The following is a 23,241-nucleotide window of genomic DNA, read 5'->3' on the forward strand; positions in this document are numbered from 1 at the left end:
GGTTGAGTAACCTAAGACAGAAAGAAGTGGAGTCCTCTCAAGGGACGAAACGAAAGAGGGCTGGCACAAGACCGGCCACGTTTCGATGCCGGGGAACATACTCCGGTTCGTATCGGTAAGGGACACGGCAGCATGTTCTACAATCTCGTGATGGCTCTGTCCCGGACGCAAAAGCAATTGCTTTTCATCCTGATGGATGCGGCTGTCATCCCGCTTGCCATGATCGCCGCTCTTGCCCTGTCGACAACCGGCACCCCGGATCATCCTGCCTTTTCCGACATTCTGCCCATGCTGATCCTGCTGACCGGCGCCGCCGTCGCTGCCGGTTGGTGGCTGGGCCTGACCCGCATCACGCTCAACGCCTATGAAATGCGCGGCGTGATCCGGACCGCAACCTATGCTGCAATCCTCGGTGTGATGGGGCTGGCCCTGAACGCCGCCATGCGAACCGGGCTTCCGCTTGGCTCTTTCGTGATCTTTACCCTGCTCTTGCTGGTCGCGTCCGCCTCTTGGCGGATCGTCCTGCGGCAGGTCACGCTGAACATCTATCGCCACGGCAAGGACCGGATGCGGGTGCTGATCTATGGCGCGGGCCAGACCGGGCAACAGCTTGTCGCGGCGCTGCGCCACGACGATGCAATCCTGCCGGTGGCTTTCATCGACGACAACCCCACCCTGCAAAGCCTGATCGTCTCCGGCCTGCGCGTCCACGCGCCCTCCAGCCTGAAAACACTTGTACTGGAAAAGGACATCGACCGGGTTGTCCTTGCCATGCCGTCGATCAGTCAACCTGCGGTGGCACGCATCGCGCACAAACTGCGCCATATCGGATGTGAGGTCCACGCCCTGCCCTCTTTCGCCGCCATGGTGGGCGACGGGGAAATCCGCAAACAGGTCACGCCGGTGTCGATCCAGGATCTGCTGGGCCGCAGCCGGTTGGAAAGCGAACTGCCCGGTGTCAGCCACGTCTATTCCGGGCGCCGCATCCTTGTGTCCGGCGCGGGCGGGTCCATCGGCTCGGAACTCTGCCGCCAATTGATTGCCTGCAAACCCGATTGCGTCGTGCTGGTCGATCATTCCGAACTGGCACTCTACAACATCGACAAGGAACTGCGCGACATCGGCGACGGGTTGCACATCGTGCCGGTGCTGGGATCGGTTCTGGACGAACGTCTGATGCGCGATGTGCTGGTCGAACACGACATCGACGTGGTGCTGCACGCCGCCGCCTACAAGCACTTGCCGCTGGTCGAAAACAATGTGCTGTCCGGCCTGCGCAACAACGTGCTGGGCACCAAGGTGCTGGCCGATTCCGCCCGCTCTGCCGGGGTTGACCGCTTTATCCTTGTCTCGACCGACAAGGCCGTGCGCCCGACCAACGTCATGGGCGCGTCCAAACGTCTGGCCGAACTGCTGGTGCAGGATCTGGCCGCACGCACCCCCGGCACACGGTTTTCCATGGTGCGGTTCGGCAATGTGCTGGGATCGTCCGGCTCTGTCATCCCGCTGTTTGAGGAACAAATCCTGCGCGGCGGGCCGGTCACGCTGACCGATCCGCAGGTCACGCGCTACTTCATGACCATCTCCGAGGCCGCTCGGCTGGTCCTGCTGGCCGGATCGTTTGCCCGTGGTGGCGATGTCTTTGTGCTCGACATGGGCGCCCCTGTACCGATCCGCAAGCTGGCGCGCCAGATGATCGAGGGCGCAGGCTTTTCGGTCCGCGACCAAGACGACCCCCTCGGCGATATCGAGATCAAGATCACCGGCCTGCGTCCCGGCGAAAAGCTGCACGAAGAGCTGTTGATTTCGTCCGACATGCTGACCACACCGCACACCAAGATCCTGCGCGCGCAAGAGACCTTTTTGTCGGAATTTGAAATGGCCACCGCGATCAAGGATCTGCGGCAAGCCATTGAGACACGCGATGAGGGCGCCGCCCGCGCGGTCATTTCACGCTGGGTCGAACAGGCCGAACTGGACGAGGCCGCGCAGTCAAGCTGAGACGAATTTTCGTCGAAAATTCGCCCCGCCCCGGAATTCAGCGGTCCGGCAGATCGGTCCGCGCAACCGCCGGACCCCAGTTCTCGACCAATTCAACCGCTTCGGCTGCGCTTTCGACGTAGCGGAACAGGTCCAGATCCTCCGGACTGATCGTGCCGGCATCGGCCAGCGCGTCCCAGTTGATGATCCGCTCCCAGAACTCGCGCCCGAACAGCAACAGCGGCACCCGCTGCATCCGCCCGGTCTGGATCAGGGTCAGCGTCTCGAACAGCTCATCCAGCGTGCCGAACCCGCCGGGAAACACGCAGATCGCCCGCGCCCGCATCAGGAAATGCATCTTGCGAATGGCGAAGTAGTGAAAGTTGAACGCAAGGTCCGGTGTCACATAGGGGTTTGGCGCCTGCTCGTGCGGCAGCACGATATTCAGACCAATCGACTGGCCACCCTCATCATGCGCGCCCCGGTTGCCCGCCTCCATCACCCCCGGCCCGCCGCCGGTCACGATCACGAAATCGCGGTTGCCGGTTTCCTTGGACTTGACCGTCATCAGCCGCGCAAATTCCCGCGCCTCATCGTAGAACCGCGACAGATCGGCCAGCGTCTTGGTCCGCGCCGTATCCTTGTCCGCGGGCGCAGGGATGCGCGCGCCGCCAAACAGCACCACGGTCGAGTCGATGCCGTGTTCGTCCATCAGCATCTCGAACTTTTGCAGTTCCAGTTGCAGACGCACCGGGCGCAGTTCATCGCGGTACAGGAATTCATCATCCGCAAAGGCCAGCCGATAGCTGGGGGACAGCGTCTGCGGGGTTTCCGGGATCTGCTTTGCGGTATCGCGGTCCGTATGCGCATTGCGCAGCGGGCTGCGGCGGTCGTCTTTCATTGTGCGGCTCCTTGTTCGCCTTTCCTCAGAACTATAGCGTGCCGCTCCAAAGCGCCAGTTACCGCGAACATATCCAGCCACCAGCAGCGCAGGACAGCCGATGAATTGGAAAGCCGATATCGAAGCAGCCGCCGACAGGATCAACGGCTACACTGTGACCACCCCCGTCATGACCTCGGACGCGCTCTGGGAGCGTCCCGTCGCAATCAAGCTGGAGCAACTGCAACACACCGGCAGTTTCAAGGCGCGCGGCGCGTTCAACACCCTGCGCGCCGTTGACGTACCCACAGGCGGCGTGGTCGCGGCCTCGGGCGGCAATCACGGCGCGGCGGTCGCCTTTGCCGCGCACCGTCTGGGGCACAAGGCGCACATCTTTGTCCCGGAGATCGCAGGCCCGGCCAAGATCGCGCTGATCGAACGCACCGGCGCGGACCTGACCGTGGTCCCCGGCGAATACGCCGACGCGCTGGACATGGCCAAACGCTATGAGGAAGACCACGGCGCGATGCAGGTCCACGCCTATGACGCCCCGCTGACCGTCGCGGGCCAGGGCACCTGCCTGCGCGAATGGGAGACACAGGGGCTGGAGGCCGACACCGTGCTGATCGCCGTCGGCGGCGGCGGGCTGATCGGCGGCTCCCTCGCGTGGATGCAGGGCGCGCGCAGGATCGTCGCGGTGGAACCCGCCTCCTGCAACACGCTGGGGGCTGCTCTGGCGGCAGGCGCGCCGGTGGATGTCAGCGTCTCGGGCGTGGCCGCCAATGCGCTGGGGGCGCGGCGCATCGGTCAGATCTGCTTTGACCTTGCGCGCGAAAACGCGACCCCCGTCATCACAGTGACGGACACGGCCATCACCGACGCCCAGCGCCTGCTGTGGCAGGCCCACCGCCTGCTGGTCGAACCCGCCGGGGCCTGCGCGCTGGCCGCGCTGATCAGCGGCGCCTACATACCCGCCCCCGATGAACGGGTGGCCGTGCTGCTGTGCGGCGGCAATATCGCCCCCGACCCGCTGGGATAAGGCCCCCCGGCGAAGGAGTGGCGCGGGGGTGGGGCGCAGGAGCGGCGAAGGATTGTTCCGCCACGTCAGGACCGCTATAGGGCATCGGAACGTATTCCGAGGGGAGAGGGCACCATGTCCAACGCACAGCTTGAAACCGCAATCGAGGCCGCTTGGGAAAACCGCGCCGACATCACACCCGCCACCACGGGTGAGACCCGCGACGCCATCGAGGACACGCTGAACGCGCTCGACAGTGGCAAGCTGCGCGTCGCCGAACGCGGCGAAGATGGCACATGGCACGTCAACCAGTGGGCGAAAAAGGCCGTGCTGCTGGGCTTTCGCATCAAGGACATGGAACAGCAGGACGGCGGCCCGCAGGGTGCTGGCTGGTGGGACAAGGTCGACAGCAAGTTCAAGGGCTGGGGCGACAACCAGTGGAAGGCCGCCGGGTTCCGCGCCGTCCCCAACTGCATCGTCCGCAAATCTGCCTATATCGCGCCCGGCGTGGTGCTGATGCCGTCCTTTGTGAACCTCGGCGCCCATGTCGATGAGGGCACGATGGTCGACACATGGGCCACCGTCGGCTCCTGCGCGCAGATCGGCAAGAACGTCCACCTGTCCGGTGGCGTCGGCATCGGCGGCGTGCTGGAACCGATGCAGGCCGGCCCCACCATCATCGAGGACAACTGCTTTATCGGCGCCCGCTCCGAAGTCGTGGAGGGCTGCATCGTCCGCGAAGGCTCTGTTCTTGGCATGGGTGTGTTCATCGGCCAGTCGACCAAGATCGTCGACCGCGAAACCGGTGAGGTCATGTACGGTGAAGTGCCGCCCTACTCCGTGGTTGTCGCAGGCTCGATGCCGTCCAAGAACGGCATCAACCTGTATTGCGCGGTGATCGTGAAACGCGTGGATGCGCGCACCCGGTCCAAGACCGGCATCAACGAACTGCTGCGCGACTGACCGCAGCACTCACCCCAGCAGACGGGGGCCCCGCCCCCGTCCACACCCCACACCTGCGGAACGCGCCCCGCCTTGGGTTTCTTCTCTGTCCAAATACCCAGCAACGCAGGCCGCAGGCCGCGCCAGACAGGCGGGCCACATGCCCCAGACAGGACGCCCCCCCCCTGCTCCGGACGGCTCAGCGATCGTCGAACCAAGCATCCACCAGCGCGCCGTATTCTCCAGATTCCCGCAGTTGCAGAATGGCCTGATTGATCGATTCGCGCAGCGGGCTGCCGGTGGGCAGCGCAATGCCGTAATCCTCGGACCGGAACACCCTGTCTAGGACATAGGCGTCGCTCTGGGGTGACCGCGCCAGGTAATACTTCAACAACGGACCGTCAAAGACCAGCGCCTCGACCTCGCCTTCCTCAAAGGCCCGAATCATCTCGGCAAAGCCGGGATAGGCGTTGTGGCGCACCTCGCGCCCGTCCAGAAATAGCGCGGCGGTCGATCCGGCGACGCTGCCAACCCGACGCCGATCCAGATCGTTGATCGAATCTATGCTGCTGGTCAGGGCGGTGACGGTCATGGCGGCGGTGATCCGCGCCACAAAAATCGACACGCCAAACAGGCTGGCCACCACCAACACCACGCCCAGCACACGGCCCAGGGCGGACCGCGGCATCCGCTCTTCAAAGCCGCCGTTGACCACAAGGTTCAGCGCCCACCAAAAGTTCGGGAACAGCGATTCCCGCGCGGGCCGTTCAAAATAGGGCTGGGCGCGCCGCTCAAAGACCCACATCAACATGCCGCCGCCAAACAGCGCGGCAAAGGCCAGCAGGACATAGGCCGCCACCTCCAGCGTAAAGATCTGCTGCCAAAAAGAGTTTTCCGCCCCCCCCGTCACCATGATCTGCACCCCGCTCTCAAAGATCGGCAGGGTAAAATCCATCTCCGCCTCGCGTACGGCGGTGATCGAGATATTGGCAATCGCCCCGTCGACCTCGCCATCGCGGACACGGTCCAGCATCTCGGCAAAGCTGGTGGCGGTTTCAAACTGCACCTCGCGGCCAATCTGCGCCGCGATCCGTTGCATCAGGGCGATGCTGAACCCGTCATGCTCGGGCGCGTTCATCGCAAAGGGCGGACGCTCTACCGTGGAAAAGACCAGCGTCTGCGCGCTGGCATTCAGCGGCATCACGATCAGCCCGATAAACAGGACAAGGCTGCGGAAGGTGGCTGTCATCATCTCTCCGGACTGCGCGGCCCCTTGGAACCGCCGGGCGCATGTTGCTTGCCACGTCAGGACCGTGGCAAGCAACATTCAATCCGTGCGATAACAAAACAGTTGCCTGACCGCTACCCGCCCCTGTCACCCGCCCCGGGGCACGCTTGACAGGCGGGACGCAAAGGCGCATCGCTCGCGCCGCAACCAAAGGGGGTGCCGTCATGGCCGACAAAAAGCCCAAAGCCGACAAAAAACCACAACAGGTCTACACCCTGCTGGTCGAGGTCGGGCGCAAGAACGGCGATGGCCTGCCCGCCAAATCCACCGGGGCTGCGCTGATGTGTTATGCCTCCGGCGTGGATGAGGCCGAGGCCGTGCGCGAAACCGTGGCGATCCTGAAACAGGCCGACATGGCACCGCTGGACGTCACCGGCTACGGCACCCGCGAAGAACGAGAGGCCCAGGGCCACGAGATCGACGACGAAGAGGCCGAACTGATGGATCGCGCCCGCGCCGAGAACGCCGTGATCGTCGCCCAAGTGACCCCCTTCAACGACTGACGCCCGGCTCTCGGTTCAGGCGGCGCGGCTTTCGGCCAGTGTCACCGCCTCGAACGGGGCCAACACCTTCAGCGCGGTGCCGCCGTGTTCCGGCATCAGCCCCGCAGGCACATCCGCCAGCAGCGTATCGCGCAAAAAGTCGCGACGACGGCGCAACCGCCCGACATACAGGCTTTCGATGCCCGCCCCGGCAGAGACCATCGCCTCATGCCCCGGCAGCAGCACCTGATGCCATGTGACCAGCGGGCCGCTGTCCTCGAACACCGCCGCGCGTCCGTTCACCAACCCGGCGGCAGGCACCAGCACCGCCTCACAGCCGAACAGGTAGGACACGTCGGCCCCGGCCACCACAAGGCACTGGCCGGGGGCGACGATCAGATCCTTGTTCAATCCAAAATAGGGCACTTGCAGGCGGATCGGTCGAAATGTCCCCAACGCCGGCACCGTCCTTGAGACCTGCGCCAGCACCGGCACCACCGCCCCCGCATGGGTCACAACCGTATCGCCACAGCGCAGCTCCGCCACCCGGCGCGGCCCCTGCGGCGTCGCCACCTGCGTATCCCCCGCCAGCGTCGGCACCGGGCCCAGCGGCTCTACCTCATCGGACAGCGCGCAACAGCCCGCGCCCCGCAGCGCCAGCACATCGCCCCCGGTCAGCGGCGGCGGCGCGTCACTCTCCTTGACCGCCAGCACGGTGCCATCCGCCCGTTCCACCGCGAAACGCCCGCGCCGCGCCGGGCTGTCCCATGCAAAACTGATGCGCAACACCTCTTCGCGCTGCGCCACCGGCAACGGCAGCACGCATTGAAACACCTGCGCCCCTTGTGAGATCACCAGCGCCAGCCCCTGCCCCGCCACCATCGTCAGCGACAGGCTGCCGGGCCAGGGCGCCACCCGGTCGATCGACAGCAGCCGTTCGGGCCGCGCGCCGCCCGCCAACCGCGCCTCGACCATCACGGTGCCGCGCGGCAACAGACGGTCCGCGGCCCCCGCCGCCCAGTCCGGATCAACCCAATGCGCGCCCGCCCCCGATACCGCAATCCAGCCCATCTTGCCCCGCACCCCTGACCGTTTGCACAGGCCTAGCACGCCCAATCCCCCTGCGCCATTTGCCAAGCGCCCCAAGGCGCGCTAGCCCTACCCAAACGCCGCCACCCAGGAGCCGCCGATGACCGATCCGGTCGACCTCACCGCCCGCCTTGTGCAATGCCCCTCTGTCACCCCCGAAGAAGGCGGCGCGCTGATCCTGCTGCACGAATTGCTGGATAACGCAGGCTTTACCTGCATCCGCGTCGACCGTGGCGGCATTGCCAACCTGTTTGCCCGCTGGGGCGACAAGGGCCACGCCAAAACCTTTGGCTTCAACGGTCACACCGATGTTGTCCCCATCGGCAACCGCGACGACTGGACCTTTGACCCCTTCGGCGCGGAAATCGACGATGGCTATCTCTACGGGCGCGGCTCGACCGACATGAAATCCGGCGTCGCCGCCTTTGCCGCTGCGGCCATCGACTTTGTCCGCGACACGCCCCCCGACGGCGCCGTGATCCTGACCATCACCGGCGACGAAGAGGGCGACTCCATCGACGGCACCACCGCCCTGCTGGACTGGATGGCCGCCACCGGCGAACAGATGTCCGCCTGTCTGGTGGGAGAGCCGACATGCCCGGACACCATGGGCGAGATGATCAAGATCGGGCGGCGCGGCTCGCTGTCCGCATGGTTCACCGTGACCGGAAAACAGGGCCATTCCGCCTATCCGCACCGCGCGCTGAATCCGATGCCCGCCATGGCCCGCCTGATGGACACGCTCGCCAGTCACACGCTGGATGAGGGCACCGACCACTTTGACCCCTCGACGCTGGCGGTGGTGACCATCGACACCGGCAACCCCGCCACCAACGTGATCCCTGCTTTGACCCGCGCCACCGTCAACATCCGTTTCAACGACACCCACACCGGCGCGGCTCTGTCGGACTGGCTGCGCGCAGAGGCCGCCAAGGTGGACGCCGAATTTGGCACCACCACGGATGTCCAGATCAAGATTTCGGGCGAAAGCTTTCTGACCCCGCCCGGCCCGCTGTCGGATCTGGTCTCGCGCGCCGTCGCACTGGAAACCAACATCACGCCGGACCTGTCGACAACCGGCGGCACCTCTGACGCGCGCTTTGTCAAAGACCACTGCCCGGTGGTGGAATTTGGCCTTGTGGGCAAACGGATGCACGCGGTCGATGAACGGGTCGAGATTGCCCATGTGCATCAGCTCAAGGCAATCTACACCCGCATCCTGCAGGACTATTTCGCGTGATCCGCATTGAACAGACCGCCGACCTTGCCACCTGCCACGCGCTGCGACGCGCCGTGTTCATCGACGAACAGGGCATCCCGGAGGCAGAGGAATGGGATGATCTGGACGCGACCTCCGCCCACCTGCTGGCCTACGTCGATGACACCCCGCTTGGCACCGCCCGCCTGCGGCAGGTCGGCGAGGAAGGCCGCATTGGCCGCGTCTGCGTGCTGGCCCCCGCGCGGGGCACCGGCCTTGGCGCGGCGCTGGTGCGGTTCGGGGTGGATTGGTACCGGCAACAGCCCGGCGTCACCTCTGTCGTGCTGGGCGCGCAATGCCACGCGCTGCCGTTCTATGAAAAGCTGGGCTTTGCCACCTTTGGCCCGGTCTACGACGATGCAGGCATCCCGCATCAGGACATGCGGGCGCCGGTGTGAAACCAACGCTGGTTGTCATGATCAAGGAACCGCGCCCCGGTCGGGTGAAAACCCGGCTGGCGCGGGACATTGGCACCATCGCCGCCAAATGGTGGTTCCACCACCAAAGCGCGCGCCTGCTGCGCCGCCTGCGCGATCCGCGCTGGCATCTGGTGCTGGCCGTCAGCCCGGACAGCACCGCCCTGTCCAGCCGCGTCTGGCCCGCCGACTTGCCGCGCCTCGCCCAAGGCGGCGGCAACTTGGGTGACCGCATGGCCCGCATGATGCGCGCCACCGCCCCCGGCCCGGTCTGCGTCATCGGCGCCGACATCCCCGGCATCACCGGCCCCGCCATCTGGCGCGCTTTCCGTGCTCTGGGGCCCGCCGACGCAGTCTTTGGCCCGGCAGAGGATGGCGGTTACTGGCTGGTCGGCATCCGCAACGCCGCCCAAGTCCCGGCAACGCTGTTCGACGGCGTGCGCTGGTCCACCGAACACGCGCTGGCCGATACCATCGCCTCTATCCCCGGCAGGCGCACGGCACTGGTCGACAGTCTGGTGGATGTGGACACAGTGGCCGACCTGCGCCGGGCCGATCTGTTGCAACCGCGCGCCGCGGATCACTAGGATAAAGACATGGCAAGAGTTTCGATGTCCTTTGGCGCGCGCAGCCTGATCTACCTCTTCGCCTTCTTTCCCCTGTTCTATCTGGCCTACAAATTCCACATCCCGGATTTTGGCGGCAAGGACTATGCCCACTACCATGCGATGTACCTGCACCCGCTTGATTTCAGCGTGGCAGACGCCCCGTGGGTCTTGCGCCAAATTCAGGCGGTGATCGTGAACCTTCTGTATGAAGCAGGCTTTGACTACGACACGGACATCGCCTTTTCCGCCACGGGATATGAACGTGGCGTTTTCTTTTCCGCCCTTCCGGTCAACTACCTGTCCGTCACCCTGACCGCGGCTTTGCCGCCCTCCTCAGCCTGAGCGCCCATATTGCGCTACGCCTGTCGCTCGCCAGCGACCCGTACGCCATCACCTGTCCCCGACTGCCCTGATCGACACGCTGGCGGGCTTTTCTCTGGGCGACCGGGACTTCATCTTTCAGGTCTTTCTGACGCAGAACCTTGCCATTGTCGTGCTGCTTGTGGCGGTGATGTTCGTGGTCGCCACCCGCAGGGCACCGCACGTCGAACGCTGGCTGACGCGCGACCTCTGCGTGACATTTGGTGTGATCCTGTTTGTCGGCATTGCCGCAGCGGTAGGCAACAACATTGGCCGCTTGCTGATCTTCTGCTCTCCGGTTCTGGCGATGATCCTTGCCGCTATCGCGCGCGACTGGGCCTCTGTCCTGGCCTCGCAAAACCGCCCCACCCCGCCCGCACCCGGGCCGGGCGACTAGCGGAACGCCGCGATCCTGTGCAGGCCGGAAAACCTGAACTCCCTAACAAATGATGAAAACACCTCTGTAACCCGTTGATTTCGCTATGCCCCAATCCTGTCCACGCGTGGACAGGTCTTTTTGGGCCGCTGCGGAATCGACATGACGCCGTCATGCGCCCGTGCTACCTCATCATCATGAGCAAGCTGCCCACAAAGGCAGAGGTCCTTGACTGGATCTCCGCCAACCCGACCCTCACCTCGAAACGTGACATCGCCAAGGCCTTTGGCATCAAGGGGGCTGACCGGATCGATCTCAAGCGCATCCTGAGAGAGCTTGAAGACGAGGGCCACCTTGAAAAGCGCAAGAAAACCTACCGCGATCCCGACCGCCTGCCGCCCGTCAGCGTGCTGCAGGTCAAGGCCCCGGACGCCAACGGCGATCTTTTTGCGCAGCCGCTGGAATGGCACGGCGAAGGGGTGGAACCCACGGTCCTGCTGATCCCCCGCGCCAGTGATCCCGCGCTGGGAGAGGGCGACCGCATCCTCGCCCGCCTTCAGGTGGTGCATGAGGCCGACCACAACTATGAGGCCCGTCTGATCCGCCGCATCGGTGCCAGCCCGCGCCGCGTGGTCGGCATCTTCCGCAAGACCGCCGAGGGCGGGCGGATCATGCCCATCGACAAAGGCTCGGACAAGGAATGGATGGTCGACACCGAAGCAACCGGCGGCGCCCAGGAAGGGGAGCTGGTCGAGGCGGAACAGGCCGGCCCCCCGCGCGGCCGCCTTGGTCTGCCGCGCGCACGCATCGTCGAACGTCTGGGCGACCCGACCGCCCCGCGCGCCGTGTCGCTGATCGCGATCCATCAGCACGGCATCCCCGACGACTTCCCGCCAGAGGTGCTGGCAGAGGCCGACAGCATGAAACCTGCGGGCCTGTCCAGACGCACCGACCTGCGGGACATGCCGCTAATCACCATCGACCCGATCGACGCCCGCGACCGCGACGACGCGATCTTTGCCGAACCGGACGACGATCCGCAAAACGAAGGCGGCCATGTGCTGTGGGTCGCCATCGCCGATGTGGCCCACTACGTCACTCCCGGCTCAGCGCTGGACCGCGAGGCAAAGTCGCGCGGAAACTCGTCCTACTTTCCTGACCGGGTTGTCCCGATGCTGCCCGACCGCCTGTCCGGCGATCTGTGCTCATTGCACGAAGGCGTGCCGCGCGCCTGTATCGCCGTTCGGATGCGGATCGACGCGCAGGGCAACAAGCTGGGCCAGCGGTTCTATCGCGGGCTGATGCGCTCACCTGCGTCGCTGAACTATGCCGAGGTGCAGGCGGCCATCGACGGCACCCCAAACGACAAGACCGGCCCGCTGCTGGCGCCGGTGCTGAAGCCCCTCTATGCCGCGTATGACGCGCTCAAATCCGCCCGTGAGCGGCGCCAGCCGCTGGACTTGGACCTGCCGGAACGCAAGATCAAACTGGACGAGGACGGCAAGGTCACTTCGGTCGATTTCGCCGACCGGCTGGATGCGCACAAGCTGATCGAGGAATTCATGGTGCTGGCCAATGTCGCCGCCGCCGAAACCCTGATCGCCAAGGACACGCCGCTGCTGTTCCGCGTCCATGAGGAACCACCGCAGGAAAAGTTGGAGTCGCTGCGGGACACCGCAGAATCCGCCGGGCTGACGCTGGCCAAGGGACAGGTGCTGAAAACTCACCACCTGAACCAGTTGCTGCATCAGGCCGCCAAGACCGGCGAGGCGGAATTGATCAATCTGGCCACGCTGCGATCGATGACCCAAGCCTACTACAGCCCAAAGAATTTTGGCCATTTTGGCCTCGCGCTGCAGAACTACGGGCATTTCACCTCGCCGATCCGACGTTACTCGGACCTGATCGTGCACCGCGCGTTAGTCACGGCGCACAAATGGGGTGATGACGGCCTCAGCGTGCAGGACATCGAACGGCTGGAGACCACGGCGCAGCATATCAGCGACACGGAACGCCGGTCGATGATGGCCGAACGCGACACTACCGACCGCTATCTGGCCGCCTTTCTGTCAGAACGGCTGGGGGCGGAGTTCACGGGCCGTGTCTCTGGCATCGCCAAGTTTGGCCTCTTCGTCAAACTGGATGAAACCGGGGCAGACGGGCTGGTGCCGATCAGCACGCTCGGGAATGAGTATTTCCATTTTGACCGCGACGCCGGCACCCTGATGGGGGGCAGTACGGGGCGGATCATCGGTCTGGGGATGCGCGCGCGGGTCAAACTGGTCGAGGCTGCCCCCGTGACCGGCGGCATTGCCTTTGAGCTGCTGGAACTTGACGACGACGAATACCAGAGCGTGCAAGGGGGGCGTCAGGCGCGCGGACGCGGGCGTGGGCGCGGCAAGCCGGGGACATCGCCCCGTCGCAAGCTGGCCAAGGCCAAGGCCAAGGACGCCAAGACAAAGCGCAAGGTATCGCGGAAGCGCCGGGAAACGTAAGGTGACATGCGCGTGGGGCGCGGCGGCAGGAAATCGCGCCCGGCGCCGGTTGCATCTTCGCAAGGGCGCCGGCCCGCGTTAAACTGCTGTAAAATAAAAGAGCAGCAGGATCGTACCCATGATGTGTCGCGCGTTTTCCGGGCTGATCGCCCTGCTGTTGACGGCCCCCGTGGTTTCGGCAGAGGCGGTCGATACGTCGTTGCGCCCCGTTGCCCGAGGGGAAGCGCGCCAGACGCCCGCCGCCGTTCCGCCAGAGGAAGAGGTGGTCGCCCGCGCCGCGACCCTGACAGACAGCGCATTTGCGCCCGCGCTGTCGCTGCGCCCGACGCTGCGCCCTGCCGCGCTACAGGCCGAGGCGGCGCTGTCCGCGCGGATCACCGGCACGCAGGCCGGTTTTGCCGCTTGGGTGCAAGAGTTTCGCCCGCGCGCCCTGGATCAGGGCGTGCGCGCGGAAACCTTTTATCGCGCGTTCAAGGATGTGGCGTTCGACCGCAAGGTTGTGGAACGGGACCGCAACCAATCGGAATTCACCAAGACGATCTGGGTTTACCTCGACAGCGCCGCCTCGGACGCCCGCGTGCGCAACGGCAAGGCGGCGCTGCGCAAGTACAGCAAGCTGCTGCAGCGGATCGAGGCGGACTACGGCGTTCAGAAAGAGGTCGTCGTGGCGATCTGGGGGTTGGAATCCGCTTATGGCACCTTTCGCGGATCGACCCCGGTGATCCAGAGCATGGCGAGCCTGGCCTATGACGCGCGGCGCGGGGAATTCTTTGAGGAACAGTTGGTCGACGCGCTGAAGATCCTGCAACAGGGCGACACCACGCCGGACAGGCTGCAAGGATCCTGGGCCGGAGCCATGGGCCATACGCAGTTCATGCCGGGGTCGTTTCAGCGGCTTGCCGTCGATCACGACGGCGACGGGCGGCGCAATATCTGGGATGACGATCCCGCCGACGCGCTGGCGTCCACCGCGAATTACCTGAAATCGAACGGCTGGAAGACAGGCGTGCCCTGGGGGGTCGAAGTGACGCTGCCCAAGGGGTTCGATTATCTGGAGGCAAAGCGCGAGATCACCCGCCTGCCCTCGGCCTGGGCGCGCAAGGGCGTGGTGGGCGTGGACGGTGAGCCGGTCAAGGATTTCGGTCCCGCCTCTGTGCTGCTGCCCGCAGGCCATCAGGGGGCGGCGTTCCTGATCTTTGACAATTTCGAGGTGATCGAGACCTACAACACCGCCGACGCGTATGTGATCGGGGTGGGCCATCTGGCGGACCGGATTGCGGGCGGTGCCCCGATCAAGGGAAACTGGCCACGCGACGACCGGGCGCTGACCTTCAAGGAGCGGATCGAGTTGCAGAAGCGCCTGACCGCAGCGGGCTTTGACACCGAAGGGATCGACGCCAAGATCGGGCCGCTGACGGTGGAGGCGGTGCGCAATTTCCAGCGATCCAAGGGCCTGGTGCCGGATGGCTATGCCTCACCAGCGATCCTGAAACGGTTGCGGTAGGTCTGAAAGCGGTTTCGCCGTGCCTGCGGCCCGACGATCCGGCGGGGGGCTCTGCCCCCCGGACCCCCCGGGATATTTTTGGACAGAAGAAGCCGGGAGTGGGGTTTGGTTTAAAAGCCGCGTTCCTTGCAGGGGCCGCCGACCAGGCATTTGTGCAAGCGGTCGAGGTCTTCGCGGCGCGGATTGATATACAGCCAGTTGCCGCAGGGATCGGCCTGCAGAACCCGCTTGCCGTTTTCGTGTTTGATGAAGGCAAGGTAGCGTGCGCCGCTTTTGGGGGCCGCGCACCACGGTCCAAAGCACAGCACCCGCAGCGTCACATTCGCCTGAAACACAGTGTTGTATCCGCTGGGGTCTAGCGCGTGGCCGACCATTGTGGCGCGCAGGTCGGTTTGCGGCGGCACAGCTTCCTGCCGGTCCCAGTCGACCTTGGGCACCCGGTTTTCGTCGAAGTCGAGCCGTCCAACCGCGATTCCCCAGCGGGCGTCAGCCGTGTCTGCCGCCTTGAAGTCCCGCACCGGGTCCGCGGGCAGGCAGGACAGCGACAGTGCCGGGGTTGCCAGAAGCGACAGCACACATGCCAGCCAGCGCATCACAAGTGGCTCCGGAATGCGTTTATAACCTGTTCGTAGACCATGCGTTTGAAGGGCACGATCTGGGAGACCACCTCATCCGCCGACATCCAGCACCATTCGGAGAACTCCTGATGGTCGTCCGCGTCCAGCCGCACCTGATCGTCCGTTCCGTGGAACCGCAGCAGGAACCATTTCTGTTCCTGCCCCTTGTAGCGGCCTTTCCAGATCCGGGGCACGATGTCGTGCGGCAGATCGTAAGAGATCCAGCCGTCGGTTTCGGCCTCGACTGTAACAAGGTCGCGGGGCACGCCGGTTTCTTCTTCAAGCTCACGCAGGGCAGCCTCTTGCGCGTCTTCGCCCTTGTCGATCCCGCCCTGTGGCATCTGCCAGGCGGGGATTTCGCTGTCGATCCGCTGGCCGACAAAGGCGTGGCCCTGGGCATTGATCAGCATGACACCGACGTTGCGGCGATACGGCAGGGCGGCAATTTGTTCGGGAGTCATGCAGGGTCTCATGGGGTTGGGGTACCCGAACGCTAACGCAGGGGAGCGTGTTTTGAAAGCCGGGCGCGGTCAAAGAAAAACCGGCGACCCTTTGGGGGCCGCCGGTTTGAAAAAGTTACAGGCGCCGCATCAGTCCCGGGGGGCCAATGCCGACAGGCCCTTGAGGATGTCGATGGCGTAGGCCAGCTGATAGTCCTCTTCGCGCAGTTTTGCGGCGGCCTCTGCCTTGGCGCGGTCTGCCTTGATCTGTTCGATCTCTTCCGGCGTCAGCGAGTCGTTGTCGAGGCTGCCGCGCAGGTCCGCCTCTGTGCGGCGGAAGGGGTTTGCGGGCTCTTCTTCTTCCACGGCGTTGGGATCGCGGCGCGGCTGTTCGACCACGATGTCGGGCGACACGCCCAGCGCCTGAATCGATCGACCCGACGGTGTGTAGTACCGCGAGGTCGTCAGGCGCATCGCACCATTGCCACGCAGCGGCATGACCGTCTGGACGGAGCCTTTGCCAAACGATTTGGTGCCCACGACGATAGCGCGGCGGTGATCCTGCAAGGCACCGGCGACAATCTCTGAGGCTGAGGCAGAGCCGCCGTTGATCAGCACGACCAGCGGTTTGCCTTCGGCAAGATCGCCGGGCTGGGCATTGTAGCGGTCGCCATCGGCAGGATCGCGGCCACGGGTCGACACGATCTCACCTTTGTCGAGGAAGGCATCGGACACCATGATCGCCTGGTTCAGCAAGCCACCCGGGTTGTTGCGCAGATCGACGACAAAGCCGTTGATCTTGTCGATGCCGCCCGCTTCTTCGACCTGCTTGGCCAGACCGTCCGCAAGGTTGGCAAAAGTCTGGTCGTTGAAGGTGGTGACACGCAGCACCACGGTCTCACCCTCTGTGCGGGTCCGCACGGCGGTCAGCTTGATGGTGTCGCGGATGATCGAGACGTCAAAGGGTTCCTCGACGCCTTCGCGCACCACAGTGATCACGATCTCCGAGCCGACCGGCCCGCGCATCATGTCCACCGCTTCGTCCAGTGTCAGGCCCAGCACGCTTTCGCCGTCGACATGGGTGATGAAATCCCCCGCCTCCATGCCCGCCGCGTCCGCCGGCGTGCCGTCCATCGGCGAGACCACTTTGACAAAGCCGTCTTCCTGCGTGACCTCGATGCCCAGACCGCCAAATTCGCCCCGCGTCTGCACGCGCATGTCGGCGGCGTCATCGGGGGCAAGGTACCCCGAGTGCGGATCGAGCGAGGTCAGCATCCCATTGATGGCCGCCTCGATCAGGTCCTTTTCGTCGACTTCCTCGACGTATTGCGCGCGAATACGCTCAAAGATGTCGCCGAACAGGTCAAGCTGCTCATACACGCTTTGGGGGCGCGCACCTTCTTGCGCCAGCAGCGGTCCCACCAATTGGGTGGTCGCCACGACGGACGCCAGCGTGCCGCCCACCGCGGCCATCACGAATTTCCTCATACCTCAATCATCCCTTGTCGGTTGTGAACCACCGCAGTGGATCTTCGGGCACGTCGCCCTCTCTGACCTCTATATAGAGCGTTTCGGACCGGCCTGCGCCAGCCCCCTCACCTGAAGGTGACATATTATTGCCTGCCGCGCCGCCCATTAGGCCGACTGGAGACCCGGCGGGCACGACCAGCCCGGCTTCGCCAAACGCGGTGTCCAGTCCCGCCAGAACAAACATCAGGTCGGCCTGCGGTTCAAGGATCACGACCAGGCCGTAGTCCAGCAGCGGCCCGGCATAGCGGATCGTTGCCGCCGTGGGGGATGTGACCAGCGCGCCGGGACGTGTGGCCACAACGATGCCGGGGCGCGACACGCCTGCGGCGTCTCGATCACCGGCCTCATGCAGGACCACCCCGCGCACTGGCAGTGGCAGCGCGCCTTTGCGGTCCGCGATGGGCGGCAGCGGCGGCGTGCTGTCGTCCTCGGAAATCTCTGCCAGACCAGAGGCAAAGCCCTGCAACGTCTCGGTGGCCGAGATCAGGATGGCGGTGCGGATCGGATCCTCGGTAAAGCGGCGTGGCAGGTCCGTGCGTTCGGCGATGGCCTGGCTCAGCGCGGTACGGGCGGACTGCACGCCACTCAGCCCCGTTTGCAGCGTATCCGCCGCGTTCTGCTGCAACGTGCGCAACGCCGTGACCTCTTCGAGATCCGCGCGCAGGGCAGAGGCCCTGTCGGCCAGTCCCGGCGTCACGGCAGCCACCAACATGCCCGACCGCGCCGCCCCCAGCGGCCCCTGCGGATGGACAAGCGTGCGCGTAGCGGCCCGGTCGCCGACCGCCATGAGCGCGCCGAGCAGGCGTGCCACCTCTGCCTCTTGTCCAGCCAGCTTGCGGCTGAGTTCGGTTTCGCGGATCGTTGCGGCGCGCAGCCCCTCACGCATGGCGGCCAACCCGTCCTCATAGGCACGCACTGTGTCAGTCAGCGCCGCCACCCGGTCCTGCGCCTCTTCGGCCGTGCCCAGCAGGACAGACGCAGCCTCTAGCGCCTCGGCGGCCGCCCGTGCCGGGTCACCCGCGTCCTGCGCGGCCACCTGTGCGGCCCAAAGGCCAAGGATCAGCGCAAGACGTTTCACTTGATCAGGCTCACCCCGGTCATTTCCTCGGGCTGCGGCAGTTCCATCAGTTGCAACAGCGTCGGCGCAACATCTGCCAGCCGTCCGTCATTCAACTGCGCGCCCTCTGGCCCGCCGAACAGGATCACCGGCACGAGGTTGGTGGTGTGCGCCGTATGCGGCCCGCCGGTTTCCGGATCCACCATGGTTTCGCAGTTGCCGTGATCGGCAATCACCAGCAGCGCGCCGCCGGTTTCCTCCAGCTTGGCGACCACCCGCCCAAGGCCCGCGTCCACTGCCTCACAGGCTTTCATCGCGGCTTGCAAATCGCCAGTGTGGCCAACCATATCCGGGTTGGCAAAGTTCACGACGATCAGGTCGTAACCGTGGTCGATCGCTTCTAGGAATTTCTCTGTCACCTCGCCCGCCGACATCTCTGGCTGCAGGTCATAAGTCGCCACCTTGGGCGACTTCGGCATAAAGCGGTCCTCGTGTGGTTCCGGGGTTTCCTTGCCGCCATTCAGAAAGAAAGTGACGTGCGGATATTTCTCTGTCTCCGCCAGCCGGAACTGCGTCTTGCCCTGTTTCGCCACCCATTCGCCCAGCGTGTTGACGATGGTCTGCTTGGGATAGGCCGTGGTCATGTATTCGGCGTGCGCCTTGGAGTAATCCACCATGCCCAACAGGGCCGACAGGGGTTTGCGCGTCCGTGTGAAGCCGTCGAACTGTGGGTCGCCAATAGCCGACAGGATTTCCCGCGCGCGGTCGGCGCGGAAGTTGAGGAAGAACACCCCATCGCCCTCGGCGAGGCCGGTGTAGCCGTTGACGATGAAAGGCAGGATGAACTCATCCGCCTTGTCGTCGGCGTAGCTTGCCTTGATCCCGGTAAGGGCGTCGGGCTGCGCAGGGGCGTCGCCCTCGACCATGGCGCGATACGCCTTTTCGACGCGGTCCCAGCGGGTGTCGCGGTCCATCGCATAGTAGCGCCCGGTGACGCTGACGATCTTGGCCCCCTTGGGCAGGGCAGCCTGAAACGCGGCGATCTGATCCTTGGCCGATGTGGGCGGCACGTCGCGGCCGTCGGTGATGACGTGGATGGCGACGGGCAGCCCCTGATCGGTCAGGGACTTGGCGGCAGCGAGGATGTGATCGGTGTGGGCGTGGACGCCGCCATCCGAGGTCAGCCCCATCAGATGCGCCGTGCCACCCGCGTTCTTGACCCTCTCCGCAAAGCTGAGGATCTGCGCGTTGTCAAAAAAAGAGCCGTCCTCAATGGCAAGGTCGATCTGTCCCAGATCCATGGCGACGACCCGACCCGCGCCGATATTGGTGTGACCGACCTCCGAGTTGCCCATCTGCCCGGTGGGCAGGCCCACGTCAGGGCCGTGAGTTATGAGGGTGGCATGGGGGCAACTGGCGGATAGGCGGTCCATCGTCGGGGTCTTGGCCAGCTTGGGGGCGTTGTTTTCCGCGTCTTCGCGCAGGCCCCAGCCGTCGAGAATGGTGAGGATGACGGGTTTCATGGGATGTGCCCTCCGGGAATGCTGTTGGGGTCGGTTTAACAGCGCCGCGATCAGATGTGGAGAGGGATAACATCCGGCCTGTCCCGGGGGTCCGGTTGGGCTTGCCCGAGGCGGGTGCAGAGCCCCGTCTGACGGGGCATCAAATCCGACGATGTATGCGACGATGGTGTTTTCGGCCTGTCGGTGGGATTGTCAGCGGCGGTCCAGATCACGTCAGGCTGGACGATCTTTGGCGAGGTTTCGACAATAGAGGCTTCTGGCATTTGCCGCTGCTGCCTATCGCCACCATGACGTCTGATGCCAACCCGGCTCGCGGTCCTTGGGATATGGGCTGTGGCGCCGTGCTTTTGTCGACATTGCGTCACGTTGCGCCCGTCGGACGGGTGCCCGTTCACGGTCCCCCACAGTCTTTTCGGACGGGCAAGTCTGGACAGCCGTGACCGGCTGCCCGGGTGACGTTCAGTGCGGTCGCAGGTTTTGTGCCGATTCCTTGATCGCAAGATACTGACCAGAGGGCCGGAACCGCCACAGATAGTCTGGGAGAACCGCGCTTGCAGCGTTTGGCGCGATGCCCAGATCGGCAAACCCCATGGTGTCCCCCGTCACCACATTGTCATGGCGCAGGGTACGGACCTGATCGGCGGTAATCTGTGCCGGAATCAGCCCCAGTGACAGGCTTTGCACCAGGTCCGACACCGAGCCAATGACCGAAGCGGCAAAGAAAGGAATGTTCACGACCAGACGGCGGCGTCGAATCACGGTCAGCATCATCTGCATAAGGTCGCTGAATGTCATGACATCCGGGCCGCCCAGTTCGTAGACACCCGGCTGCGCCATTCCCAGCACGCCTTTGACAGCGGCCTGCGCCACGTCATCCACATAAACCGGCTGGAATCTTGTTTCGGCCCCGACAACCGGCAGGATCGGCCCAAAGCGGGTCATGCCTGCGAAGCGGTTAAAGAACTGGTCCTCTGGCCCGAAAATCACTGACGGACGCAGAATCACCGCCTGCGGGAAGTTTTTCAGAACCCCCTCTTCGCCCAAGCCCTTGCTCTTGGCATAAAGGCTTTCGCCTTCCTGATCCGCGCCGATGGCCGAAATGTACACCAACTGTGCCACGCCTTCGTCCGAGGCAAGGCGGGCGATTCGTTCTGCCCCCTCATGCTGAACAGCGTCGAAATTGTTCTTGCCACCCTTGTCGAAGGTGCCAACACAGTTCACGACCGCATCCGCGCCCTGCATCACGCGGCGGACACTGTCATCGTCGCGAATGTTGCAGAACACCGGCTCTACCTGGCCGACAACGCCGCAGGGGCGCACAAAGATCGCCTCATTGGGACGACGGACGGCGACGCGCACGCGCCAGCCCTCCTTGGCCATGCGGCGGGCGATATAACGCCCGACGAATCCCGAGCCGCCAAATATGGTGACGAGTTTGGACATGGGACGCTCTCCTGTAGCCAAGTATGCGACGCAGGAATACCGGGCCAACGCCGCCCCGGCAAGGCGCCCGTTTGCCGCGCAGAAATTCTTTCAAAAACCGCGTTGACACCCCACGCAGGCAAGCGTAAACGCCCTCCTCACGCACCTGTGCCCAGGTGGCGGAATGGTAGACGCGCTGGCTTCAGGTGCCAGTGGCCGCAAGGCCGTGGAGGTTCGAGTCCTCTCCTGGGCACCACTTACCCCTCACATAGCTGCTCATAACTGCCCTGAAAGCCTAGGTTTTCTTGGGGGTTGCGGCTATCATCCTGCTCATAGCTGAACATGCTACCCCACCCAATACCCCTCCACTTTGGGGTACGGTTCTGGGGTATCAGGCAGGAATGATGGAAGTGATACCCCAGTGGCGCTCACTGACCTCAAGATTAAGAAGGCCAAGACGGGGCAGAAGCCGTACAAGCTCTATGATTCCTTGGGCCTGTTTGTCCTGGTGAACCCGAATGGTTCCAAGCTCTGGCGGCAGAAGTACACGTTTCGTGGCAAGGAGCGGCTGTTGGCGCATGGGGCCTATCCCGACGTGTCGCTGCGCGCAGCCCGGCAGAAACGTGATGCCATCCGAGTACAGCTGGCGGAGGGTACTGACCCGACCGTGCAGAAGCGTCTGGATGAGATCGAAGCCGAGACGAAGGCTCGCACCACCTTCCTGCTCGTCGCAGAAGAATACTTGCAGCAGGCCGAGGATCGTGAGCTCGCCGAGATCACACTCAAGAAGAAGCGGTGGCACATCCATACGCTCGCCGAAGCGTTGCATGACCGACCAATTGCGGACATCTCGTCAGCCGAGATCCTGCACCTTTTGAAAAAGGTCGAACACAGCGGGCGGCGTGAGACCGCAAAGAAACTGCGCGGTACCCTTTCTGGCATCTTTCGCCTGGCCATCGTCACGCTGCGGGCCGAGAACGATCCAACCTACGCGGTGAAGGAAGCCTTGCTGCCGGTCAAAGTGACCAACCGGGCCGCTATCATCGACGAGGCTGCCTTCGGCCAGTTCCTGCGTGATCTTGATGAATACACCGGCGCTGGAGTGATCAAGGACGCACTCATGTTCCAGATCCTCACCATGACCCGCCCGGGAGAAGTACGGGGCGCCAGGAAGCAAGAAATCGACCGAGACAAACAAACGTGGACGATACCGTCTGAACGCACCAAGATGCGGCGTGAGCACGTCGTACCGCTCTCAGCTCCAGCAATGGCCATTGTGGAGCGGAACTGGCCCATGATCGACGGCGTAGAGCTGTTGTTCCCGTCGATCCATTCCAACCGGAAGTGGTTGTCTGAGAATGCATTCAACTCCATGCTGCGCCGGATGGGATACACGAAAGAGGAAGTGACCGCCCATGGCTTCCGCGCCACCGCCAGCACCATCCTCAACAACCGGGGCTACGATCCCGACGTGATAGAAGCTGCTCTGGCCCACCAGGACAAAAACGCCATCCGGCGGACGTACAACCGGGCGACGTACTGGGAGCAGCGGGTTGAGTTTATGCGGGATTGGGCGGATCTTGTTGGTGGGTTTCGAGGGCTTTGTTGCGCAAAGGCTGGTTGAGGGATTCATCTCGTGAATCCAGCGTGGTAGCTGTCCTGCATGAGCAGACCGATCCCGCCGAGCTACAAGACCAAGAACTGGCCGGCCTACAACGAAGCGCTGAAGCAGCGCGGCTCCCTGACGATCTGGTTCGACCCGGACATGGTCTGGGTGCCACCGCCGACCGGCAAGCGAGGCCGGCAGCCGCTCTATAGCGACGCCGCGATCCAGGCATGCCTGACGATGAAAGTCCTTTTCGGCATGGCGCTCCGGCAGACGACCGGGTTCGTTGAAAGCCTACTGAGCCTGGTCGGCCTCGACTGGGCGGTGCCCGACTTCAGCACACTAAGCCG

General features: G+C 64.3%; 22 protein-coding genes and 1 tRNA gene. 14 read left to right on the plus strand and 9 right to left on the minus strand.

Features of this window, described 5'->3' with window-relative positions; all coding sequences use genetic code 11:
• The first annotated feature begins 132 nt into the window (after positions 1-132).
• Positions 133-2,001, plus strand: a complete 1,869-nt coding sequence (locus tag CHB90_RS05220) for a nucleoside-diphosphate sugar epimerase/dehydratase (protein WP_089276799.1) — start codon at positions 133-135, stop codon at positions 1,999-2,001.
• 37 nt (positions 2,002-2,038) lie between these two features.
• On the opposite strand, the gene CHB90_RS05225 is transcribed toward CHB90_RS05220, so the two are convergent.
• Positions 2,039-2,881: an LOG family protein gene (locus CHB90_RS05225; RefSeq protein WP_089276800.1), complete on the minus strand. Its 843-nt coding sequence runs from the start codon at positions 2,879-2,881 to the stop codon at positions 2,039-2,041.
• Positions 2,882-2,981: 100 nt separating this feature from the next.
• On the opposite strand from CHB90_RS05225, the gene CHB90_RS05230 reads away from it, so the two are divergent.
• The gene (locus CHB90_RS05230; protein ID WP_089276801.1) at positions 2,982-3,899 is read left to right on the plus strand and encodes a threonine/serine dehydratase; all 918 of its coding nucleotides are present in this window, start codon (positions 2,982-2,984) and stop codon (positions 3,897-3,899) included.
• Between the two features lie 114 nt (positions 3,900-4,013).
• On the plus strand, positions 4,014-4,841 hold the full coding sequence (dapD, locus tag CHB90_RS05235; protein WP_089276802.1) for a 2,3,4,5-tetrahydropyridine-2,6-dicarboxylate N-succinyltransferase: 828 nt from the start codon (positions 4,014-4,016) through the stop codon (positions 4,839-4,841).
• 178 nt (positions 4,842-5,019) lie between these two features.
• On the opposite strand, the gene CHB90_RS05240 is transcribed toward dapD, so the two are convergent.
• Positions 5,020-6,069: a transporter substrate-binding domain-containing protein gene (locus CHB90_RS05240; RefSeq protein ID WP_089276826.1), complete on the minus strand. Its 1,050-nt coding sequence runs from the start codon at positions 6,067-6,069 to the stop codon at positions 5,020-5,022.
• Between the two features lie 203 nt (positions 6,070-6,272).
• Between CHB90_RS05240 and CHB90_RS05245 the strand changes: the two genes are divergently transcribed.
• On the plus strand, positions 6,273-6,611 hold the full coding sequence (locus CHB90_RS05245; RefSeq protein ID WP_089276803.1) for a hypothetical protein: 339 nt from the start codon (positions 6,273-6,275) through the stop codon (positions 6,609-6,611).
• A gap of 15 nt (positions 6,612-6,626) precedes the next feature.
• Here the strand turns inward: CHB90_RS05245 and CHB90_RS05250 are convergent, their stop codons facing one another.
• Complete coding sequence (locus CHB90_RS05250) at positions 6,627-7,661, minus strand: Hint domain-containing protein (protein WP_089276804.1); 1,035 nt, start codon at positions 7,659-7,661, stop codon at positions 6,627-6,629.
• A 118-nt stretch (positions 7,662-7,779) separates the two neighbouring features.
• On the opposite strand from CHB90_RS05250, the gene dapE reads away from it, so the two are divergent.
• The 7 genes from dapE to CHB90_RS05285 all read left to right on the plus strand — a co-directional run bounded on the left by dapE (position 7,780) and on the right by CHB90_RS05285 (position 14,696).
• A complete protein-coding gene (gene dapE, locus CHB90_RS05255; RefSeq protein WP_089276805.1) occupies positions 7,780-8,919 on the plus strand; it encodes a succinyl-diaminopimelate desuccinylase in 1,140 nt (379 codons plus the stop codon).
• A complete protein-coding gene (locus tag CHB90_RS05260) occupies positions 8,919-9,335 on the plus strand; it encodes a GNAT family N-acetyltransferase (RefSeq protein WP_089276827.1) in 417 nt (138 codons plus the stop codon). Before dapE ends, CHB90_RS05260 begins: the two co-directional genes overlap by 1 nt.
• A complete protein-coding gene (locus tag CHB90_RS05265) occupies positions 9,332-9,940 on the plus strand; it encodes a TIGR04282 family arsenosugar biosynthesis glycosyltransferase (protein WP_089276806.1) in 609 nt (202 codons plus the stop codon). Before CHB90_RS05260 ends, CHB90_RS05265 begins: the two co-directional genes overlap by 4 nt.
• Before the next feature lie 9 nt (positions 9,941-9,949).
• Complete coding sequence (locus tag CHB90_RS05270; RefSeq protein ID WP_141135804.1) at positions 9,950-10,303, plus strand: hypothetical protein; 354 nt, start codon at positions 9,950-9,952, stop codon at positions 10,301-10,303.
• A gap of 151 nt (positions 10,304-10,454) precedes the next feature.
• Entirely contained in the window at positions 10,455-10,718 is a 264-nt protein-coding gene (locus tag CHB90_RS05275) for a hypothetical protein (protein WP_089276808.1), read from the plus strand.
• 176 nt (positions 10,719-10,894) lie between these two features.
• Positions 10,895-13,192 (plus strand): ribonuclease R, encoded by a 2,298-nt coding sequence (rnr, locus tag CHB90_RS05280; protein ID WP_089276828.1) that lies wholly within the window; start codon positions 10,895-10,897, stop codon positions 13,190-13,192.
• Between the two features lie 121 nt (positions 13,193-13,313).
• Positions 13,314-14,696, plus strand: coding sequence for a lytic murein transglycosylase (locus CHB90_RS05285; protein WP_089276829.1), 1,383 nt, complete (start codon positions 13,314-13,316; stop codon positions 14,694-14,696).
• Positions 14,697-14,806: 110 nt separating this feature from the next.
• Here CHB90_RS05285 and CHB90_RS05290 read toward each other — a convergent pair whose 3' ends face one another.
• From CHB90_RS05290 to CHB90_RS05315, 6 genes are all read right to left on the minus strand, one after another.
• Positions 14,807-15,289, minus strand: a complete 483-nt coding sequence (locus CHB90_RS05290; RefSeq protein WP_089276809.1) for a hypothetical protein — start codon at positions 15,287-15,289, stop codon at positions 14,807-14,809.
• Complete coding sequence (locus tag CHB90_RS05295; protein ID WP_089276810.1) at positions 15,289-15,774, minus strand: RNA pyrophosphohydrolase; 486 nt, start codon at positions 15,772-15,774, stop codon at positions 15,289-15,291. The genes CHB90_RS05290 and CHB90_RS05295 overlap by 1 nt, the downstream gene beginning before the upstream one ends.
• Positions 15,775-15,903: 129 nt before the next feature.
• Positions 15,904-17,241: a S41 family peptidase gene (locus CHB90_RS05300; protein ID WP_089276811.1), complete on the minus strand. Its 1,338-nt coding sequence runs from the start codon at positions 17,239-17,241 to the stop codon at positions 15,904-15,906.
• A gap of 7 nt (positions 17,242-17,248) precedes the next feature.
• Positions 17,249-18,361, minus strand: a complete 1,113-nt coding sequence (locus CHB90_RS05305; protein ID WP_089276812.1) for a murein hydrolase activator EnvC family protein — start codon at positions 18,359-18,361, stop codon at positions 17,249-17,251.
• A complete protein-coding gene (gpmI, locus tag CHB90_RS05310) occupies positions 18,358-19,863 on the minus strand; it encodes a 2,3-bisphosphoglycerate-independent phosphoglycerate mutase (protein ID WP_089276813.1) in 1,506 nt (501 codons plus the stop codon). Before gpmI ends, CHB90_RS05305 begins: the two co-directional genes overlap by 4 nt.
• Positions 19,864-20,322: 459 nt before the next feature.
• Positions 20,323-21,306 carry a complex I NDUFA9 subunit family protein gene (locus CHB90_RS05315; RefSeq protein ID WP_089276814.1) on the minus strand — a complete coding sequence of 328 codons (984 nt, stop codon included), beginning with the start codon at positions 21,304-21,306 and terminating at the stop codon, positions 20,323-20,325.
• Between the two features lie 149 nt (positions 21,307-21,455).
• Here CHB90_RS05315 and CHB90_RS05320 point away from each other — a divergent pair.
• From CHB90_RS05320 to CHB90_RS05330, 3 genes are all read left to right on the plus strand, one after another.
• A tRNA-Leu gene (locus CHB90_RS05320) sits at positions 21,456-21,541 on the plus strand.
• A gap of 165 nt (positions 21,542-21,706) precedes the next feature.
• Positions 21,707-22,909, plus strand: a complete 1,203-nt coding sequence (locus tag CHB90_RS05325; RefSeq protein WP_089276815.1) for a tyrosine-type recombinase/integrase — start codon at positions 21,707-21,709, stop codon at positions 22,907-22,909.
• A gap of 39 nt (positions 22,910-22,948) precedes the next feature.
• Positions 22,949-23,241, plus strand: a 293-nt coding sequence (locus CHB90_RS05330) for a transposase (protein WP_170940987.1), incomplete at its 3' end; no start/stop codon positions are given.

It is taken from the genome of Antarctobacter heliothermus (assembly GCF_900188425.1).
In the GTDB taxonomy this organism is placed as follows: domain Bacteria; phylum Pseudomonadota; class Alphaproteobacteria; order Rhodobacterales; family Rhodobacteraceae; genus Antarctobacter; species Antarctobacter heliothermus.

Coding starts and splice junctions, on each gene's coding strand:
- CHB90_RS05220 (WP_089276799.1), top strand. CDS start 133: ATGTTCTACAATCTCGTGATGGCTCTGTCCCGGACGCAAAAGCAATTG.
- CHB90_RS05225 (WP_089276800.1), bottom strand. CDS start 2,881: ATGAAAGACGACCGCCGCAGCCCGCTGCGCAATGCGCATACGGACCGC.
- CHB90_RS05230 (WP_089276801.1), top strand. CDS start 2,982: ATGAATTGGAAAGCCGATATCGAAGCAGCCGCCGACAGGATCAACGGC.
- dapD (WP_089276802.1), top strand. CDS start 4,014: ATGTCCAACGCACAGCTTGAAACCGCAATCGAGGCCGCTTGGGAAAAC.
- CHB90_RS05240 (WP_089276826.1), bottom strand. CDS start 6,069: ATGACAGCCACCTTCCGCAGCCTTGTCCTGTTTATCGGGCTGATCGTG.
- CHB90_RS05245 (WP_089276803.1), top strand. CDS start 6,273: ATGGCCGACAAAAAGCCCAAAGCCGACAAAAAACCACAACAGGTCTAC.
- CHB90_RS05250 (WP_089276804.1), bottom strand. CDS start 7,661: ATGGGCTGGATTGCGGTATCGGGGGCGGGCGCGCATTGGGTTGATCCG.
- dapE (WP_089276805.1), top strand. CDS start 7,780: ATGACCGATCCGGTCGACCTCACCGCCCGCCTTGTGCAATGCCCCTCT.
- CHB90_RS05270 (WP_141135804.1), top strand. CDS start 9,950: ATGGCAAGAGTTTCGATGTCCTTTGGCGCGCGCAGCCTGATCTACCTC.
- rnr (WP_089276828.1), top strand. CDS start 10,895: ATGAGCAAGCTGCCCACAAAGGCAGAGGTCCTTGACTGGATCTCCGCC.
- CHB90_RS05285 (WP_089276829.1), top strand. CDS start 13,314: ATGTGTCGCGCGTTTTCCGGGCTGATCGCCCTGCTGTTGACGGCCCCC.
- CHB90_RS05290 (WP_089276809.1), bottom strand. CDS start 15,289: ATGCGCTGGCTGGCATGTGTGCTGTCGCTTCTGGCAACCCCGGCACTG.
- CHB90_RS05295 (WP_089276810.1), bottom strand. CDS start 15,774: ATGACTCCCGAACAAATTGCCGCCCTGCCGTATCGCCGCAACGTCGGT.
- CHB90_RS05300 (WP_089276811.1), bottom strand. CDS start 17,241: ATGAGGAAATTCGTGATGGCCGCGGTGGGCGGCACGCTGGCGTCCGTC.
- gpmI (WP_089276813.1), bottom strand. CDS start 19,863: ATGAAACCCGTCATCCTCACCATTCTCGACGGCTGGGGCCTGCGCGAA.
- CHB90_RS05315 (WP_089276814.1), bottom strand. CDS start 21,306: ATGTCCAAACTCGTCACCATATTTGGCGGCTCGGGATTCGTCGGGCGT.